19 protein-coding genes are annotated in these 17353 nt (G+C 72.6%); 6 read left to right on the forward strand and 13 right to left on the reverse strand.

Annotated features, from left to right (window positions below; translation table 11 throughout):
- Nucleotides 1-12: 12 nt before the first annotated feature.
- Nucleotides 13-714, reverse strand: coding sequence for a L,D-transpeptidase (locus JAO84_RS22900; protein ID WP_370414531.1), 702 nt, complete (start codon nt 712-714; stop codon nt 13-15).
- Between the two features lie 111 nt (nt 715-825).
- Nucleotides 826-2118: an MFS transporter gene (locus JAO84_RS22905; protein ID WP_370414532.1), complete on the reverse strand. Its 1293-nt coding sequence runs from the start codon at nt 2116-2118 to the stop codon at nt 826-828.
- 62 nt (nt 2119-2180) lie between these two features.
- Here JAO84_RS22905 and JAO84_RS22910 point away from each other — a divergent pair, with 62 nt between their 5' ends.
- Nucleotides 2181-3134 carry a LysR family transcriptional regulator gene (locus JAO84_RS22910; RefSeq protein ID WP_370414533.1) on the forward strand — a complete coding sequence of 318 codons (954 nt, stop codon included), beginning with the start codon at nt 2181-2183 and terminating at the stop codon, nt 3132-3134.
- On the opposite strand, the gene JAO84_RS22915 is transcribed toward JAO84_RS22910, so the two are convergent.
- Both JAO84_RS22915 and JAO84_RS22920 read right to left on the reverse strand, forming a co-directional pair.
- Nucleotides 3123-3902 (reverse strand): alpha/beta hydrolase, encoded by a 780-nt coding sequence (locus JAO84_RS22915; protein WP_370414534.1) that lies wholly within the window; start codon nt 3900-3902, stop codon nt 3123-3125. The genes JAO84_RS22910 and JAO84_RS22915 overlap by 12 nt on opposite strands.
- A gap of 100 nt (nt 3903-4002) precedes the next feature.
- Nucleotides 4003-4791, reverse strand: coding sequence for a GNAT family N-acetyltransferase (locus JAO84_RS22920; protein ID WP_370414535.1), 789 nt, complete (start codon nt 4789-4791; stop codon nt 4003-4005).
- A 104-nt stretch (nt 4792-4895) separates the two neighbouring features.
- On the opposite strand from JAO84_RS22920, the gene JAO84_RS22925 reads away from it, so the two are divergent.
- Both JAO84_RS22925 and JAO84_RS22930 read left to right on the forward strand, forming a co-directional pair.
- Nucleotides 4896-6050, forward strand: coding sequence for an adenosine deaminase (locus tag JAO84_RS22925; RefSeq protein WP_370414536.1), 1155 nt, complete (start codon nt 4896-4898; stop codon nt 6048-6050).
- Nucleotides 6051-6220: 170 nt separating this feature from the next.
- Nucleotides 6221-6634: a hypothetical protein gene (locus JAO84_RS22930; protein WP_265869018.1), complete on the forward strand. Its 414-nt coding sequence runs from the start codon at nt 6221-6223 to the stop codon at nt 6632-6634.
- 123 nt (nt 6635-6757) lie between these two features.
- Here the strand turns inward: JAO84_RS22930 and JAO84_RS22935 are convergent, their stop codons facing one another.
- From JAO84_RS22935 to afsQ1, 5 genes are all read right to left on the reverse strand, one after another.
- Nucleotides 6758-6958 (reverse strand): PspC domain-containing protein, encoded by a 201-nt coding sequence (locus tag JAO84_RS22935; RefSeq protein ID WP_370414537.1) that lies wholly within the window; start codon nt 6956-6958, stop codon nt 6758-6760.
- 123 nt (nt 6959-7081) lie between these two features.
- Nucleotides 7082-7705, reverse strand: a complete 624-nt coding sequence (locus JAO84_RS22940) for a VanZ family protein (RefSeq protein ID WP_370414538.1) — start codon at nt 7703-7705, stop codon at nt 7082-7084.
- A 79-nt stretch (nt 7706-7784) separates the two neighbouring features.
- On the reverse strand, nt 7785-8414 hold the full coding sequence (locus tag JAO84_RS22945) for a hypothetical protein (protein ID WP_370414539.1): 630 nt from the start codon (nt 8412-8414) through the stop codon (nt 7785-7787).
- On the reverse strand, nt 8411-9907 hold the full coding sequence (locus JAO84_RS22950) for an ATP-binding protein (protein ID WP_370414540.1): 1497 nt from the start codon (nt 9905-9907) through the stop codon (nt 8411-8413). Before JAO84_RS22950 ends, JAO84_RS22945 begins: the two co-directional genes overlap by 4 nt.
- On the reverse strand, nt 9904-10581 hold the full coding sequence (afsQ1, locus tag JAO84_RS22955) for a two-component system response regulator AfsQ1 (RefSeq protein ID WP_265869013.1): 678 nt from the start codon (nt 10579-10581) through the stop codon (nt 9904-9906). The genes JAO84_RS22950 and afsQ1 overlap by 4 nt, the downstream gene beginning before the upstream one ends.
- 193 nt (nt 10582-10774) lie before the next feature.
- On the opposite strand from afsQ1, the gene JAO84_RS22960 reads away from it, so the two are divergent.
- The gene (locus JAO84_RS22960) at nt 10775-11494 is read left to right on the forward strand and encodes a SigE family RNA polymerase sigma factor (protein WP_365754872.1); all 720 of its coding nucleotides are present in this window, start codon (nt 10775-10777) and stop codon (nt 11492-11494) included.
- 151 nt (nt 11495-11645) lie between these two features.
- Here JAO84_RS22960 and JAO84_RS22965 read toward each other — a convergent pair whose 3' ends face one another.
- Nucleotides 11646-12341, reverse strand: coding sequence for a uridine kinase (locus JAO84_RS22965; RefSeq protein ID WP_370414541.1), 696 nt, complete (start codon nt 12339-12341; stop codon nt 11646-11648).
- Between the two features lie 56 nt (nt 12342-12397).
- On the opposite strand from JAO84_RS22965, the gene JAO84_RS22970 reads away from it, so the two are divergent.
- Nucleotides 12398-12790, forward strand: coding sequence for a hypothetical protein (locus tag JAO84_RS22970; protein ID WP_265869007.1), 393 nt, complete (start codon nt 12398-12400; stop codon nt 12788-12790).
- Between the two features lie 57 nt (nt 12791-12847).
- Here JAO84_RS22970 and JAO84_RS22975 read toward each other — a convergent pair whose 3' ends face one another.
- The 3 genes from JAO84_RS22975 to deoC are packed head-to-tail and all read right to left on the reverse strand — an operon-like array spanning nt 12848 to nt 16159.
- A complete protein-coding gene (locus JAO84_RS22975; protein WP_370414542.1) occupies nt 12848-13741 on the reverse strand; it encodes an aldehyde dehydrogenase family protein in 894 nt (297 codons plus the stop codon).
- Nucleotides 13734-15194, reverse strand: a complete 1461-nt coding sequence (locus JAO84_RS22980) for an aldehyde dehydrogenase family protein (protein WP_370414543.1) — start codon at nt 15192-15194, stop codon at nt 13734-13736. The genes JAO84_RS22975 and JAO84_RS22980 overlap by 8 nt, the downstream gene beginning before the upstream one ends.
- Nucleotides 15195-15199: 5 nt before the next feature.
- On the reverse strand, nt 15200-16159 hold the full coding sequence (gene deoC / locus JAO84_RS22985; protein WP_265869052.1) for a deoxyribose-phosphate aldolase: 960 nt from the start codon (nt 16157-16159) through the stop codon (nt 15200-15202).
- Between the two features lie 228 nt (nt 16160-16387).
- Here deoC and JAO84_RS22990 point away from each other — a divergent pair, with 228 nt between their 5' ends.
- Complete coding sequence (locus tag JAO84_RS22990; protein WP_370414544.1) at nt 16388-17038, forward strand: PH domain-containing protein; 651 nt, start codon at nt 16388-16390, stop codon at nt 17036-17038.
- Nucleotides 17039-17353: the final 315 nt, after the last annotated feature.

Consider the following 17353-nt stretch of genomic DNA (forward strand, 5'->3'; position numbering starts at 1 on the left):
GACCGGTTCCGGTCAGGTGCCGGGCTTCCGCCCGTACACGAACACGTCGTCACCGTTCCTGAGCAGGTTCCAGTACGCCTTCGCGTCGGCGGACCGCATGTTGACGCAGCCGCCCGAACCCGGCGGGTTCCACATGGACTTGGTGGTCGAGTGGAAGGCCTGCCCGCCGTCGAAGAACTGCGAGTACGGCATCGAGACGTGGTAGAGCGTCGACCAGTGGTTGATGTTGCGCCAGTAGATCTTCTTGGCGCCGGTACGGGTCTCCGTGCCGTCCTTGCCGGTGCGCACCGGCACCGGGCCGTACTTCAGGCGCGAGCCGTCCTGGATCCAGCTGAGCTGGCGGGTCAGGTCGACGCAGGCGATCCGGCCCTTGTTCGTCGGACACTTGCGGTCCTTGTTGGGGTTGGTCCCGGCCGCCTTCTGCGCGAGCATCGTCGACATGGTGCGCCAGGTGATCACCCCGGCGTACCCGGCGGTCGGGGTGATCCCGTGCTTGGCCTGGAAGGCCTGGATCGCCCGGCAGTCGGCGAGCGACTGGCGCCCGTCGACCGTCCGGCCGAGGAACTTCTCCACCTGCTTCTGGTACGGGCCGGTCGTCGTGTTGCAGTACGACGCGGCCTGCGCCGGGGCGGCGCCGAGGGCCACCGTCATCGGCACCACCAGGGACGTCACCGCGAGGCCGATGCCGGCTCTCCTCCGCCCCGTGCTTCCCATCGCCTTCATGATCGTCAACTCCCCCTAGAGTCCTGTCGGTTAAGACGACCGAGAGGGGCCGACGGTTGCGGTGCGACCAAGCGCGACTGCGGAGCGTCAGGCCGCTGGGCGTCAGGCCCGGGCCACCCGCGGCTGCCGCGCCGCGACGCGCGCGCTGTGCGTCCCGTACAGCGTGATCGACACGACGCCGAGCACCGCCACCAGACCGATCACGACCGTGCCGGCCCAGCCGCCCGCGTGGAAGGCGACCGCGCCGAGCGTGCCGCCCACGCTGCTGCCCAGGTAGTACGCGGACTGGTAGAGCGCCGAGGCCTGCGCGCGGCCCGTCTTCGCGGTCCGGCTCACCGAGGACGAGGCGACCGCGTGCCCGGCGAAGAAGCCCGCCGTGATGAGGACCAGACCCGCCAGGACGGGCGGCAGCGCGTCGGCGAGGGAGAGCAGCAGACCGGCCGCCGTCGTCGACACGGCGAGGTACAGCGCCCCGCGCCGGCCGAGCCGGCCGACCAGCTTGCCCGCCGCCGCCGAGGAGACCGTACCGACCAGGTAGACCAGGAAGATCGAGCCGACCACACCCTGCGGGAGCGAGAACGGCGCCTCGACGAGCCGGTAGCCGATCACGGTGTAGACCGCGCCGAACACCGTCATGAACAGCGCGCCGATCGCGTACAGACGTACGAGCAGCGGGTCCGCGAGGTGCCCGCGCACGGTCTTCGCCAGCGCCTTGGGGTTCAGCGTGCCGGGCGAGAAGTGCCGGGCCTTCGGCAGCAGCGCCCGGAAGGCGAGCGCGCACACCGCCGCCATCAGACCGACCGCCGCCAGCCCGGCCCGCCAGCCCCACAGCTGGGCGACCCAGCCGGTGACGATGCGGCCGCTCATGCCGCCGATGGAGTTGCCCGCCACGAACAGACCGATCGCGGCGACCAGCGCCTTCGGCCGTACCTCCTCGGCCAGGAAGGCCATCGCCGAGGCCGGTACGCCGGCCAGCGCGGCGCCCTGTACGGCGCGCAGCGCGATCAGGGTCTCCAGGTTCGGCGCGAGCGGGACGAGCAGCCCGACGGCGACGGCGACCGCGAGGGAGGCGGTCATCATCGAGCGGCGGCCGTAGCGCTCGGACAGCGCGCTGAGCGGGAGCACGCACAGGGCGAGCGCGCCGGTCGCGGCGGAGACCGTCCAGGAGGCCGCCGACGCGGTGGCGCCGAAGGCCGCCGAGACCGCGGGGAGCAGGGCCTGGGTGGAGTACAGGAGGGCGAAGGTGGCCACTCCGGCGGCGAACAGCGCGAGGCTCATCCGGCGGTAGCCGGGCCGGCCGGGGGAGAGGCGGGTGTCTTCGGTGGAGGCGGCTGAGGCAAGGCTTGCGTCGGCGACCGCGCGGGTGGCGGCCGCCTTGGTACTGGCGGAAGGCATGCCTCGAACGTAGAACTCCCCGGTTCATGCGTCCAATGCACGGAACTGCTGTAATCGTTCCCATGGCGCATGAGTACAGGTCACAGCATCGGCTGTCATCGAACAGTAACGAAGAAGACATGGGACTGCTGCTCGCGCCCCGGCTCGCGTACTTCGCCGCCGTCGCCCGGCACGAGCACGTGACCAGGGCCGCGGCCGAGATGGGCGTGCCGCAGTCGACGCTGTCGCGGGCCATGGTCCGGCTCGAAGAGGACCTCGGCGTCGCGCTGTTCGCCCGCCGCGGGCGCACGGTCTCGCTCACCCCGGCCGGCCGCCGCTTCCTCACCGCCGCCGACCGCGCGCTCGCCGAGGTCGAGCGGGCCGCCGACACCGTACGGGAGGATGCCGACCCCACCGCCGGCCGGGTCGCCTTCGGCTTTCTGCACACCATGGGCTCGGAGACCGTGCCCGGCCTCATCCGGGCCTTCCGGGTCGACCACCCCAAGGTCCGCTTCACCCTGGTGCAGAACTACGGCGAGGCGATGATCGAACGCCTCCGGGCCGGCGACCTCGACCTCTGCCTCACCTCACCGGTGCCCGACGCCCCCGACCTGGTCGCCCGCCGGCTCGACGAACAGCGGCTGCGGCTCGTCGTCCCCGACGACCACCGGCTCGCGAGCCGCAAGCGCATCCGGCTCGCCGAGGCCGCCGACGAGACCTTCGTGACCCTCGAACCCGGCTACGGCCTCCGCCGCATCACCGACGACCTCTGCGCCCAGGCCGGCTTCACCCCACGCGTCGCCTTCGAGGGCGAGGAGGCGGAGACCCTGCGCGGCCTGGTCGCGGCGGGCCTCGGCGTGGCCCTGCTGCCGCCGCCGGCCGTCGCCCGCCCGGGCGTCGTCGAGCTCGGCGTCACCTCTCCCCGCGCGGCCCGCGAGATCGGCGTCGCCTGGCTGGACGGCCACCCCGACACCCCACCGGTGGCCGCCTTCAAGAAGTTCCTGCTGAGCAAACGGGGCAGCCTGCTACCGGAGTGACCGCCCCGTGCCGAAGCCCGCCGCCAGCGGCATCCGCAGGCCCAGCGGCGGCGGCGCCGCCATCGCGTCCGCGAGCGGGCGGCTCTGGGGATGGGCGAAGAGGGCCGACAGGACGAAGTCCGCGGCCAGGGCCTGGACTTCGGCCTGGTACTGGCGCAGCGCGTGGCCGTCCGCGTGGACCTCGAAGCGGCAGGTGTCGCGGTTGGACTTCTTGGCGCGCTCGGCGAAGCGGTAGGACAACTCGGGATCCGTACGGGCGTCGTTGGTGCCGTGTACGAGGAGCACCCGGCGTCCCACCAGGTGGCGCACCGGCTCCGGCTCGGCCGCGCGGTCCTCCTCCGGGAGCCACGGCGCGAGCGCCAGGACCGCCGTCACCGCCGGGTGCCCGCCCGCGTGCAGCGCCGCCCGCGCGCCCATCCCGCGCCCGACCAGGCAGACCGGGACGTCGCCGTAGCGCCGTACCGCCTCCGCGACCGCCCACCGGGCGTCCGCCGCGAGCTGCGCGTCCGGGCCGTTCCAGCCGCGGCCCCGATAGCGCACCACGTGCGCCACCAGACCGTCCGCCCGCCCCGCCCGCGCGAGCCGCCGCCCGAGCGGCAGCGCCGCCGCGTGCGCCCGTACCGAGGCCCGCCGCCCGGACACGGTCTCGCCGTCCGGGAGCAGCAGCACCACCCCGCCCGCCTCGGTGACCGCCGTCGTCGCCGCGACGGGACGGCCGAGCCGGGGTGTCCGGGAGGTGGCCGGTCCCACAAGTGCGTTGTGCGCCATGGCAGAACAGTCTCAGAAGCCGAGGTGTACGACAGTGGTACGCGCGATCTCTGTTACGTATCGTCCGCTCGCCGAACGCCCGCCGTGCGTACGGGCCTTGCTACGCGCGTTCGAAGCAGTGCACCTCGCCCACCGCAACGAACCCGCGCCGCTCGTACCAGTGGCGCGGCCAGTCGTCGGTCAGGGCGGTGAGGAAGACCGTGGTGCAGCCGGCGTCGGCGGCGAGGCGCAGGGCGGTGTCCAGGACGACTCCGGCGTGGCCCTGGCCGAGGTGCGTACCGGCGGTGACCAGGTCCTCGATCTGGGCCACGCGGGTGGCCGGGTCGATGTAGAGGTCGGCCCAGGAGGCGACCTCGCCGAACTCGTCGTGGGAGGCGAGGAAACGCACGTCGTCGGCGCCGCGCAGCCGGGCCGTACGGCGCTCGACCAGGGCGTGCACCACGTCCTCCCCGGCCTCCGGCAGGAAGCGCCGCCAGCTCTCGGCCACCGGGCCGCGCAGGGCCGGCAGCTCCACCTCGCGCGCGCCGCCGAGCTCCGGGACCGGGCCGGTGTGGAGCATGAGGAGGACCGTGGCACGGGTGTAGCCGGCCGCGCCGAGCGGTCCGGCGCAGGCCTCGGCGACCGCCGCGTCCGGGATGTAGACGGTGCGGTGCGCCAGATGGGACATGAGCTCGTCGACCACGGCGGGCAGGGTCTCGGGGGCGGGCGTGCCGTCCACCAGGACGTGGTTGTTGCCGTGGGACAGTGCGTAGGTGTCGTCGAGCGCGGCGAAACCGCCCGGGAAGCCGACCGTCCGCTCCGCCTGCCGCCGGGTGAACTCCGACAGGAAGCCCTGGATCCGGCGCAGTTCGGCGAGGTCGGCGGCGGGCGCGTCCGATGGGGTGCTCATACGGGCAGGCTAAGCCGACGGGCGGGCTGCCCGCACCGGAAATTCCGGCGATCGGATCCGGCGCCGAGGGCGCGCTCTACGCGCGTAGGGGCTAGAGTGCGGCAATGACGAGCCAGATCCCCAGCACCCCCTCCGCGGACCAGATCCGCCGCGCCCCGAAGGTCCTGCTGCACGACCACCTCGACGGCGGGCTGCGCCCCGGCACGATCATCGAACTCGCCCGTGAGCAGGGCTACGAGAACCTTCCGGAGACCGAGCCGGACAAGCTCGGCATCTGGTTCCGGGAGGCCGCCGACTCCGGCTCGCTCCCGCGCTACCTGGAGACGTTCGCGCACACCTGCGCCGTCATGCAGACCCGCGAGGCCCTGTTCCGGGTCGCCGCCGAGTGCGCCGCCGACCTCGCCGAGGACGGCGTCGTCTACGCCGAGGTGCGGTACGCCCCCGAGCAGCACCTGGAGGGCGGGCTCACCCTCGAAGAGGTCGTCGAGGCCGTCAACGAGGGCTTCCGCGAGGGCGAGCGGCGGGCCCGCGCCAACGGGCACCGGATCCGGGTCGGCGCCCTGCTCACCGCGATGCGGCACGCCGCCCGCGCCCTGGAGATCGCCGAACTCGCCAACCGCTACCGCGACACCGGCGTCGTCGGCTTCGACATCGCGGGCGCCGAGGCCGGCTTCCCGCCCACCCGCCACCTCGACGCCTTCGAGTACCTGAAGCGGGAGAACAACCACTTCACCATCCACGCCGGCGAGGCCTTCGGCCTGCCGTCGATCTGGCAGGCCCTCCAGTGGTGCGGCGCCGACCGGCTCGGCCACGGCGTGCGGATCATCGACGACATCGAGGTCGCCGACGACGGCTCGGTCACCCTGGGCCGGCTCGCCGCCTACGTCCGGGACAAGCGCATCCCGCTGGAGATGTGCCCGACCTCCAATCTGCAGACCGGCGCCGCGACCTCCTACAAGGAGCACCCCATCGGGCTGCTGCGCAAGCTGCACTTCCGCGCCACGGTCAACACCGACAACCGGCTGATGAGCGGCACCAGCATGAGCCGGGAATTCGAATTCCTGGTCGAGGCATTCGGTTACACGCTCGACGACATGCAGTGGTTCACGGTCAATGCGATGAAATCAGCGTTCATTCCTTTCGATGAACGACTCGCCATGATCAACGACGTCATCAAGCCGGGATACGCCGAGCTGAAGTCCGAATGGCTGTTCCAGCAGACCGCCACCACCAGCGAGTCTTCCGCCCACACGGGCTGATCGCCGCCCTCGGGACACGGGACACGGCGGCCGGGCGCACCACGCCCGGCCGCCGTTCGGTGTTTGCGGACGGAACGTTCGCTGGCTAGTTTGCGTAGCCACTCTGCATTCCCCGCAATTCCCCCGCGTTATTCCCCTGCGCCCCGAGATTCCCTGAGGAAGATTTTCTGATGAAGCAGTCTGCCGCCAAGACGCTCGGTGTCGCCGCCCTCGGTGCCGCCTTCGCCGCTGTCGCCGCCGGTACGGCCTCCGCCGCCCCGGCCCCGCTGCCGGCCGGCCCCGACGCGCTGGGCCTGGTGACCAGCACCGTGCCGCTCGGCGAGGACGTCACCACCCTCCCGGCGGGTGCGGGCGAGGCCCTGGCCGGTGGCGAGACCGCCGTCGGCACCGGTGTCGAGCAGGGCGCCAACACCCTCCCGGGCGCCGTCGAGCAGGCCCAGAACCTCCCGGCCGAGGTGCAGAAGCAGGCCACCGACCTGCCGCTGCAGGGCGCCCAGAGCGGCCTCGCCGCCACCCCGCTCGGCGCGGCCACCGGCCTGCTCGGCGGCCTCCCGGTCGGCGGCCTCGGCGGTCTCGGCGTCTGATTCCGCCCGGGCCCTGCCCGTACGCACACCGAAGGGGCGCCCCCGGTCTTCCGGGAGGTGCCCCTTCGGCGTACGCGTACGGATCGAGCCGTCGGCTACCAGGCTCCGGCTACCAGGCTCCGGCTACCAGGCCGCGCTCGCGGTCTTCTCGCCCGGCAGCAGCACCCACAGCGCCAGGTAGAGCAGGAACTGCGGGCCGGGCAGCAGACACGAGGCCAGGAAGATCACGCGCATCGCCGTCGCCGATATGCCGAAGCGCCGGGCCAGCGCCGCGCACACTCCGCCGAGCATGCGACCTTCGCGGGGGCGGACAATCGCGGCCATGGTGGGCTCCTTCTTCTCCGGGGGCTTCCCGGTGCTTCCCGGTGCTTCCGGGTCTCCGTGGTGTTCCATCGGGCCTTCCCGATGTCTCCATGGTGCCGCCGACCGCCCGGACAAAGCGTCCCTCTACGGGGCGATCCCGACCCTGGGAATCGTCGGGGTCGGCCCCTGAGAAGCGACCCTGGGGCTCCTCCCCGAGGAGGAGACCGGGCCCGCACCACCCGAAGCGGCGGCCCCCGGCGTACGGCCCGCGGAACGCCGTCCGCCGCGCGGACCGCGCCGCAGCCGGGCCCGCGTCGCCGGCACGAACAGCAGATGCGCGAAGGCGACACCCGCCGTGTTCAGGAGCACCGAGTCCACGTCCACGACCTGCCCCGGCACCGCCGTCTGCAACAGCTCGATCGCCAGCGACACCAGCGCCCCGGCCGCCGTGGTCCGGGTCAGCGACGCCCACGGCGAGACCGTGAGCCGCCCCTCGCACATCGGAAGCAGCACCCCGAGCGGGGCCAGGAGCAGCAGCCCGCCGCCGATCCGCCGGAACGCCTCGACCGGGCCGAGCGCCAGATCGCCCCGGATTCCCGCCAGCGGGGTCAGATTGGGCGCGGTCACCCATGCCACGTCCCGGGGCCGGAGCGTCACCCAGGCGACGAGCAGCAGATGCGCGAGGAGAAGGACGAACCCCGCCACGCGTACGACCACGGCGACACTGCCGCCGGAACTGCCCGAACCGCCCGAACCTTGACGCTGCACGCCCCCCAAGACGCGCACCCCGGCGGAATCGGTTCCGCCGGGTCCGGACCAGGTGACGCAGGCGACAGAACGGGCCGCGTCAGGCCGACGACGCCGGCGCCGAAGGCACCGCCGTCTCCGGGCGCTCCTTCAGGTCGGCCGTACAGCTGTAGCGGCGCGGCTGGTACGGGCCGGGGCCGCCAAGCACGATCGAGTCGCCGCCCGAGCCGCCGGGGGCCGACTCGCCCGCCGGGCTCTCCGCGAAGGTGCACACGATCTGCGCCAGGGCGGTCGGCGGCAGGTCCTCGGGCTGCCGGCTCAGCCGCAGCGTGCCCGCCGGGTCGCCCTTGTGCGGCCCGGTGACCACCAGCGGTCCCTTCACCGCCGTGCCGAACCCGGCCCGCCGCTCCTCCTCCGAGGGCTCGGTCTCCAGCTGTACGAGCAGCGCGGAGGCGGTGCGCACCGGATCGCCCGACGCCTTCTCCTCGGGCAGCGGCGACCGCCGCTCCACCGGCTCCAACTGCGCCCCGCACAGCAGGTACACGCGCAGCGGCACCCCGCTCTGCATCCCGGTCTCCGAGGCCCCGCCCGGCACGCTGCACGGCACCCGGGAGGGCGCCGCGCCCGCGTCGACCGGCACCGAGGTCGTACGGATGCCGCAGCCCGCGAGCAGCACGGCGCCCAGGACCAGCAGGCCCGCACGGCGCGGGAAAGTCCGCAGCCCTCTCAACTCTCCTCCACCTCGCCCCGGGGCAGCCGCAGCACGAACACCGCGCCGTCCACCCGTCCTTCCGCGTCCGTGGAGTTGGCGGCCGTGATCGAACCGCCGTGGATCAGCGCGTTCTCCATGGCGATGGAGAGACCGAGGCCGCTGCCGTCCGAACGCGGCCGCGAGGCGCTGGCCTTGTAGAAGCGGTCGAAGACGTGCGGAAGCACCTCCACCGGAATGCCGGGCCCGTGGTCGCGCACCGAGATCACCAGCTCCTCCTCGGCCCCCGTGCCCTCGGTCCGTACCGACACCCGCACCGGCGAACCGCCGTGCTTGAGCGCGTTGCCGATCAGATTGGCCAGGATGACGTCCAGGCGGCGCGGGTCGAGCCGGGCCACGATGCCGCGCTCGGCGTCCAGGTCGACCGCGTCCAGCCAGGCCCGGGCGTCGATGCAGGCGGTGATCTGGTCGGCGATGTCCACGTCGTCCAGGACCAGGCGCGCGGTGCCCGCGTCGAAGCGGGTCACCTCCATCAGGTTCTCCACCAGGTCGTTGAGCCGCCGGGTCTCGCTGACGACCAGCGCGACCGCGGGCGCGATCATCGGGTCCAGGCCGTCCTGCTCGTCCTCCAGGACCTCGGTCACGGCGGTCAGCGCGGTCAGCGGGGTGCGCAGCTCGTGCGACATGTCGGCGACGAAGCGGCGGCTCGCCTCCTCCCGCGCGCTCATGTCCGCGACCTTCTTCTGCAGCGACTCCGCCGCGCTGTTGAAGGTCCGCGACAGATCGGCCAGTTCGTCCGCGCCGGAGACCCGCAGCCGGGTGTCGAGCTTGCCCTCGCCGAGCTGCCGGGCCGCCTCGCCGAGCCGGTGCACCGGACGGAGCACAGTGGTCGCCGCGACCTGCGCGAGCAGCACCGAGCCGATCACGGCGAGGCCGGTGGCGATGCCGAGCGACCAGGACAGCGAGTTGAGGTCGGCCTTCTCCGCCGCCAGCGACTTGAACATGTAGCCGGTCGGCCCGCCGCCGTCGATCTTCGTCCCGCCCACCAGATACGGCGTCGAGCCGCGCTGGGTGCGCTGCCACACCAGGTGGTAGCGGTACGGGTTGGCGTCCGTGACCGGCCGCTCGGTCGACACCGCGGTACGCAGCGACCGCGGCACGTCCGCGAGCGTGAAGCTGTCCGGGTCGGAGGCGCCGACGATCGGCTTGCCGGCCGCCCGCTCGCCGATCAGCAGCACGCTGTAGCCGGCGCTGCCGCCCGCCATCTGCTCGGCGGTGCGCCGCAGCTCCTCCTGGGTGGGCCGCAGCGGCAGCGTCGCCGCCCGGTTCTGCATCTCCTGCCGGAAGTCGTTGAGCGCCGCGTCCTGGGTGCGCTTGAGCACGGCCTCGCGGTTGAGCCAGTACGCGATGCCGGAGGCCGACACGGCCGCGGTGAGCGCGACCAGGGCGAAGACGACGACGAGACGGAGCCGCAGGCTGGTGAAGCGGAGCGCCGTGATGATCCCTTTGCTCACGCAGGGACGTCCAGCCGATAGCCCACGCCCCGTACGGTACGGATCAGGGTCGGCGAGGACGGCACGTCCTCCACCTTGGCGCGCAGCCGCTGCACACAGGCGTCGACCAGGCGCGAGTCGCCCAGGTAGTCGTGCTCCCAGACGAGCCGCAGCAGCTGCTGGCGCGACAGGGCCTGGCCGGGACGGCGGCTCAGCTCCAGGAGCAGCCGCAGCTCGGTCGGCGTGAGCTGCAGGTCCTCCCCGTTCTTCGTCACGGTCATCGCGGAGCGGTCGATCACCAGCGAGCCGAAGGTGGCCGAGTCGGTGGCCTCCCGCTCGCCGCGCCGCAGCACCGCGCGGATCCGGGCGTCGAGCACCCGGCCCTGCACGGGCTTCACCACGTAGTCGTCGGCACCCGACTCCAGGCCCACGACCACGTCGATGTCGTCGCTGCGGGCCGTCAGCAGGATGATCGGCAACTGGTCCGTGCGCCGGATGCGCCGGCACACCTCGAAACCGTCGATGCCGGGCAGCATCACGTCCAGCACGACCAGGTCCGGCCGCTGTTCCTTCAACAGCTTCAGGCCGTCCTCGCCCGTCGCCGCGGTGGCCACACGGTGGCCCTGGCGTGACAGGGAGAGTTCGAGGGCCGTGCGGATGGCGTCGTCGTCCTCGATCAGCAACAGGAAAGGCACGGCCTCATTCTGTCCCATGCGCCCGTCCGAGTTCGACCGTCCGGCCACCCCTCCCTTCCGGCCGGCGGCCACGTTCCCGTAACGCCCGGCCCTGTGACACGCCTGTGACAGTCGGCGGACACCGCCATGAAGTGCGCCGGGCAAGCTTTTCGACATCAAGGACCTACGGATTCCGACCGACGGGGGGCGCGAGATGAACGCACTGCACAGCACCACCTCCAGCGCAGTTGTCACGCGTCTCCACGACGTCACGCGGAACACCGAGAAGTCCGGCGTAGCGGGCGGGCGGGGGTGCGCTCGTAGCGTCGGGCGTCAGTACAAGGCGCCGTACATGGTCGCCGTGACTGACGGGGGAGCGGCGTACGGGGAGGTCACGGGGGAGCGTTCCTGCTCGGAGGCCGAGTTCACGGCCTACGTCCAGGAGCGCCGGGCCTCCCTGTACGCCACCGCCTACCACCTGACCGGCGACCGCTTCGAGGCCGAGGACCTGCTCCAGAGCGCGCTGTTCTCCACGTACCGCGCCTGGGACCGGATCAGCGACAAGGCCGCGGTCGGCGGCTACCTGCGCCGCACGATGACGAACCTGCACATCAGCGCCTGGCGCCGGCGCAAGCTCAACGAGTACCCGACCGAGGAGCTCCCGGAGACGGTGGGCGAGACGGACGCGATGCGCGGCACCGAACTGCGCGCGGTCCTCTGGCAGGCGCTGGCCCGTCTGCCCGAGCTCCAGCGCACGATGCTGGTGCTGCGCTACTACGAGGGCCGGACCGACCCGGAGATCGCGGAGATCCTGGACATCAGTGTCGGCACGGTGAAGTCGAGCATCTGGCGCTCGCTGCGGCGACTGCGCGAGGACGAGGTGCTGAGCTTCGGCCGTGACGAGGAGGAGTCCTTCGGCGAGCTCGTCGCCTGAGGGCACACGGGGGAAGTACGGGGGAACACGGGGGAGCACCACACGGGGGACCGTACGGGGGTACGGGGAAATCGGCGCGGGTCGGACAAGCGGGGGTCTTGTCCGGGCCGCGCCTTCCGTGTGTACGGACCCGTTACGGGCAGGGCGCGCCCTAGCGGGCGGCGGGCACCCGGCAGCGGCCGGCGGCCGCAGCGGCGAGCCGGCCGAGGGCCTCGTCCTTGGCGCACGGGTGGGCGCCGAGCGCGGCCTGGCGGGCCACGATCGCGCGCTCGGCGCGCATCAGGCGCCAGCCGCGGCGCAGCAGGAAGGGCACGGACTTGCGGCCCTCCTTGAGGTCCCGGAGCAGCCGGCGGCGGAAGGTCGTCGAGGGCCGGCCGCGCAGACACAGCGCGTCGGCGAGCACGCCGAGCTCGCGGCAGCGCTCCACGATCTCGGCGGCGAAGATGCCCTCCGCCACGAACAGCGGGGTGCGCTCGATGTCGAGGACCTCGTGGTCGACCCGCGAGCTGGTGGCGATGTCGTACACCGGCACGTCGGTCCGTCCCGTACGGCACAGCCGCACGATCGCGGCGACGGCCTCATCGGCGTCCCAGGAGAGCGGCGAGTCCCAGTCGATGTCGGTGCTGTGCTCGACCAGTGGCAGGGAGGGGTCGTCGGCCTCCTTGTAGAAATCGTCGAGGCGCAGGACCGGCAGGCCGGTGCGGGCGGCGAGGGACGACTTGCCGGAGCCGGAGGGGCCCGCGAGCAGGACGACCCGGGTCGGGATCGGTTGGGAACTCACGGGACACCAGTGTGAACCATTCCCCCCAATAGGGGACCCCCGAGGTGACCCGTTGGTATCGAGCATCACACCTCTACTACTGTCGGTGCCCGCTCGACCACCCTCCGGAAGGAACTCTCCCCATGGCGAGTCACGCCGCTCCCCGAACCTCCCGACGCAGCGCCCTGTTGAAGGCCGGCCTCACCGTCACGGCGGCCGGCGCCGCCCTGCTCGGCGCGGGCGCCGCGGCCCAGGCCGCCGAAGGCGTCGGCGTGCCGCTCCCGGTGGACAGCCTGACCAAGACGGACGGCGCCGCGGCCCTGGAGGGCGTCGGCCACGGTGTGGCCCCGCTGACCAGGCTGCAGCTCGACCCGCTGGCCAACACCGGCGTGGACCCGCTGGACAACGGACTCGGCACCCAGGTCGCCGACTTCAAGCCGGTCGGCACGAACATGGCGACCGACCTGGTCACCAAGGGCGGCGCGCTCGCCGACCTGCCGGTGGCGGGGCCGCTGACGCAGGGCCTGCTGCCGTAGCGGTACGACGACGAGGCCCCGACCGGTCAAGGTCGGGGCCTCTCGCGCGTACGCGATCTAGTACGCGGAGCCGCTCGCGCCCAGCGAACCCGTGGGGTGCCAGACGGTCTTCGTCTCCAGGAACGCGGTCATCCGGTCCGTGCCCGGGGACTCGGTGAAGTCCTCGGTGCGCGGGCGCAGGACGCGCTTGAGGTTGTCCGCCGCGGCGATCTCCAGGTCGCGGGCCAGGTCGGCGTCCGCGCCCGTGAGGTCGATGGCGTTGACGTCGAGGTGGGCCGCGAGGTGCGGGCCCATCTCGGCGGCCTTGCCGGACAGGATGTTGACCACGCCGCCGGGCAGGTCGGAGGTGGCCAGGACCTCGCCCAGGGAGAGCGCGGGGAGCGGGGCCTTCTCGCTCGCGACGACGACGGCGGTGTTGCCGGTCGCGATGACCGGGGCGATCACCGAGACCAGGCCCAGGAACGACGAGTCCTGGGGCGCGATCACGGTGACGACGCCGGTCGGCTCCGGGGTGGACAGGTTGAAGTACGGGCCCGCCACCGGGTTGGCGCCGCCGACGACCTGGGCGATCTTGTCGGTCCAGCCCGCGTACCAGACCCAGCGGTCGATCGCCGCGTCGACGACCGCGGCGGCCTTCGACTTCGACAGGCCCTCGGCCTCGCCGACCTCGCGCACGAACTGGTCCCGGCGGCCCTCCAGCATCTCGGCGACGCGGTAGAGGATCTGGCCGCGGTTGTACGCGGTCGCGCCCGCCCAGCCGCCCTGCGCCTTGCGGGCCGCCACGACGGCGTCACGGGCGTCCTTGCGGGAGGAGAGCGGGGCGTTCGCCAGCCACTTGCCCTTCGAGTCCGTCACCTCGTACACCCGGCCGCTCTCGGAACGCGGGAACTTCCCGCCCACGTACAGCTTGTAGGTCTTGAAGACGCCCAGACGGGTCTGCTGGTCAGACATCGAGGTAGGCCTCCAGACCGTGACGGCCGCCCTCGCGGCCGAAGCCCGACTCCTTGTAGCCGCCGAACGGCGAGGTCGGGTCGAACTTGTTGAACGTGTTGGCCCAGACGACACCGGCGCGGAGCTTGTTGGCGACCGCGAGGATGCGGGAGCCCTTCTCCGTCCAGATGCCCGCCGACAGGCCGTACTGGCTGTTGTTGGCCTTGGCGACGGCCTCGTCGGGCGTACGGAAGGTCAGCACCGACAGGACCGGGCCGAAGATCTCGTCGCGGGCGACGGTGTGCGCCTGGGTGACGTTCGTGAAGAGCGTCGGGGCGAACCAGTAGCCGGCCGACGGGATGTCGCAGGCGGCGGTCCAGCGCTCGGCGCCCTCCGCCTCGCCCCGCTCGACGAGCGAGGTGATCCGGGACAGCTGCTCCTCGGAGTTGATGGCGCCGATGTCGGTGTTCTTGTCGAGCGGGTCGCCCAGGCGCAGCGTGGACAGGCGCCGCTTGAGCGAGTCCAGCAGCTCGTCGTGGATCGACTCCTGGACCAGGAGGCGGGAGCCCGCGCAGCAGACCTGGCCCTGGTTGAAGAAGATGCCGTTGACGATGCCCTCGACGGCCTGGTCGATGGGGGCGTCGTCGAAGACGATGTTGGCGCCCTTGCCGCCCAGCTCCAGGGTGAGCTTCTTGCTCGTGCCCGCCACGGACTTCGCGATCGCGCGGCCGACGGCGGTCGAGCCGGTGAACGCGACCTTGTTCACGTCCGGGTGCTCGACGAGCGCGGCGCCCGTGTCCCCGTAACCGGGGAGGATGTTGACGACACCCTTCGGGAGCCCGGCCTGGCGGCAGATGTCCGCGAAGAACAGAGCGGACAGGGGGGTGGTCTCGGCGGGCTTGAGGACCACCGTGTTGCCGGTGGCGAGCGCCGGGGCGATCTTCCACGCGAGCATGAGCAGCGGGAAGTTCCACGGGATGACCTGGCCGGCCACGCCCAGCGGGCGCGGGTTCGCGCCGTAGCCGGCGTGGTCGAGCTTGTCGGCCCAGCCCGCGTAGTAGAAGAAGTGCGCGGCGACCAGCGGGAGGTCCGCGTCGCGGGTCTCCTTGATCGGCTTGCCGTTGTCCAGGGTCTCCAGGACGGCCAGCTCGCGGCTGCGCTCCTGGATGATCCGGGCGATCCGGAAGAGGTACTTGGCGCGCTCGGCGCCGGGCAGCGCTGACCACTTCTCGAAGGCCTTGCGGGCCGCCTTCACCGCGCGGTCCACGTCCTCGGCGCCCGCCTGGGCGACCTCGGAGAGCACCTCCTCGGTGGAGGGGGAGACGGTCTTGAAGACCTTGCCCTCGGCGGCGTCGACGAACTCGCCGTCGATGAAGAGGCCGTAGGAGGGGGCGATGTCGACGACGGACCGGGACTCGGGCGCCGGTGCGTACTCGAACGGGGAGGGGGATGCGGATGCAGGTGCAGATGCCATGGTGATCAGTCCACCGTCACGTAGTCGGGGCCGGAGTAGTGGCCGGTCGCCAGCTTCTGACGCTGCATGAGCAGGTCGTTCAGCAGGCTGGAGGCACCGAAGCGGAACCAGTGGTTGTCCAGCCAGTCCGCGCCCGCGGTCTCGTTGACCAGGACCAGGAACTTGATCGCTTCCTTGGTGTTGCGGATGCCGCCGGCCGGCTTCACGCCGATCTGGACGCCGGTCTGGGCGCGGAAGTCGCGCACGGCCTCCAGCATCAGGAGCGTGTTGGCGGGGGTGGCGTTGACCGCGACCTTGCCGGTCGAGGTCTTGATGAAGTCCGCGCCGGCGATCATGCCGAGCCAGGAGGCGCGGCGGATGTTGTCGTACGTGGACAGCTCGCCGGTCTCGAAGATCACCTTGAGCCGGGCGCGGTCGCCGCACTCGGCCTTGATGGCGGCGATCTGCTCGAAGACCTCCAGGTAGCGGCCGGCGAGGAAGGCGCCACGGTCGATGACCATGTCGATCTCGTCGGCGCCGGCGGCGATCGCGTCGGCGGTGTCGGCCAGCTTCACGGGGAGGGCGGCGCGGCCGGCCGGGAAGGCGGTGGCGACGGAGGCGACCTTGACGCCGGAGCCCTTCAGGGCGGCCTTGGCGGTGGCCACCATGTCGGGGTAGACGCAGACGGCGGCGGTCGTCGGGGTCGTGCGGTCGGTCGGATCGGGATTGACGGCCTTCGCGGCGAGCGCCCGGACCTTGCCCGGGGTGTCCGCGCCTTCGAGCGTCGTCAGGTCGATCATCGAGATGGCCAGGTCGATGGCGTAGGCCTTGGCCGTGGTCTTGATCGAGCGGGTGCCGAGGGACGCGGCGCGCGCCTCCAGGCCGACGGCGTCGACGCCGGGCAGCCCGTGGAGGAAGCGGCGCAGCGTGCTCTCGGACGCGGTCACGTCGGCGAAAGCGTGTGCTGCAGGTGCAGTGGTGGGCATGGTCACCAGTCGAGCATATCTACGCGCGTAGCGGCGTGTACAGGCCCCCGCTCGTCCGAGCGTACGAAAGCGCAGGCGGGCGTGGGGGAATGGGGTGGCGAGTGAGTCCGGTCACAGGGCGGTGCGGGTACGGGGTCGGGTGCGGTGGGTGACCGTGCGCGGGTGCGCCCCGGGGTGTACGTGGGCCTCGTCACGGCCGGCGCGTGAGGGCTGAGGCAGAATCGGGCCATGACCTCCGCCGAGCCGCCCGCACCGCAGCCCTCCGAGCCCTCCGAGCCCGTCAAGGACCGGGTCTTCCGGTCACCCATGGGGATCGCGGGCGGAGTGTTCCTGCTCGTGCTCGCCGTCGTGCTCGGCGGCGACACGATCCTGCGCGGCGACGGGCGGGCGCCGTGGCTGGCGCTGGCCGCGCTGCTCCTGGTGATCCCGCTGATCGTCGCCTTCACCGTGCGGCCGGCCGTGTTCGCCGGGGCCGAGCGGCTGCGGATCCGCAACCCGTTCCGGACCATCACGCTGCCCTGGGGCGCCATCGCGGACGTGCGGGCCAGCTACTCCAGCGAGGTGTTCACCCAGGAGGGCCGCAAGTACCAGCTCTGGGCCGTCCCCGTCTCGCTCCGCCAGCGCAAGCGCGCCGCCCGCCAGGCCGCCCGCGCCTCCCAGGACGACCCGCACGGACGCACCTCGGTCACCGCCGACGTCGGCGACAAGGCCCGCGTCGCGCCCGCCGACCAGTCGGTCGCCGACCTGCGGGAGATGGCCGAGCGCCGCGGCGCCCTCCCGGAGGCCCAGGGCGAGCCGCAGATCCGCTGGGCGTACGAGGTGATCGCGCCGGCCGTCGCGGGCCTGGTGCTGCTCGTGGTCCTGATGGCGACGGGCTGACGGGCCGGCTGCGGACGAGCGGACCTGCCGTCCGAGGTCCTGCCGACCGGCCGCCGTAGGCAGGCGGGCAGGGCGACCTGCTGTCCTGCGGACGGGCGGACGTGCTGTCCTGCGGACCGGGCGACCTGCGCTCCTGCGGTCTCGTGCGCCCGGCGGGACGGTCGTTTCTCCGGACCGGCGGAGTGGCACCGCCGTCCCGCGGACTGACGGAAGGTCCGCCCTCCGCCCTCCGCCCTGTGGCCCTGCCTGCCGGTCGGTCAGCCGACCGCAGGCAGGCGTGCCGGGCGACCCGCGGGTCCGTGGACGGCGGATGTG

Source organism: Streptomyces fradiae (genome assembly GCF_041270065.1).
GTDB lineage: Bacteria > Actinomycetota > Actinomycetes > Streptomycetales > Streptomycetaceae > Streptomyces.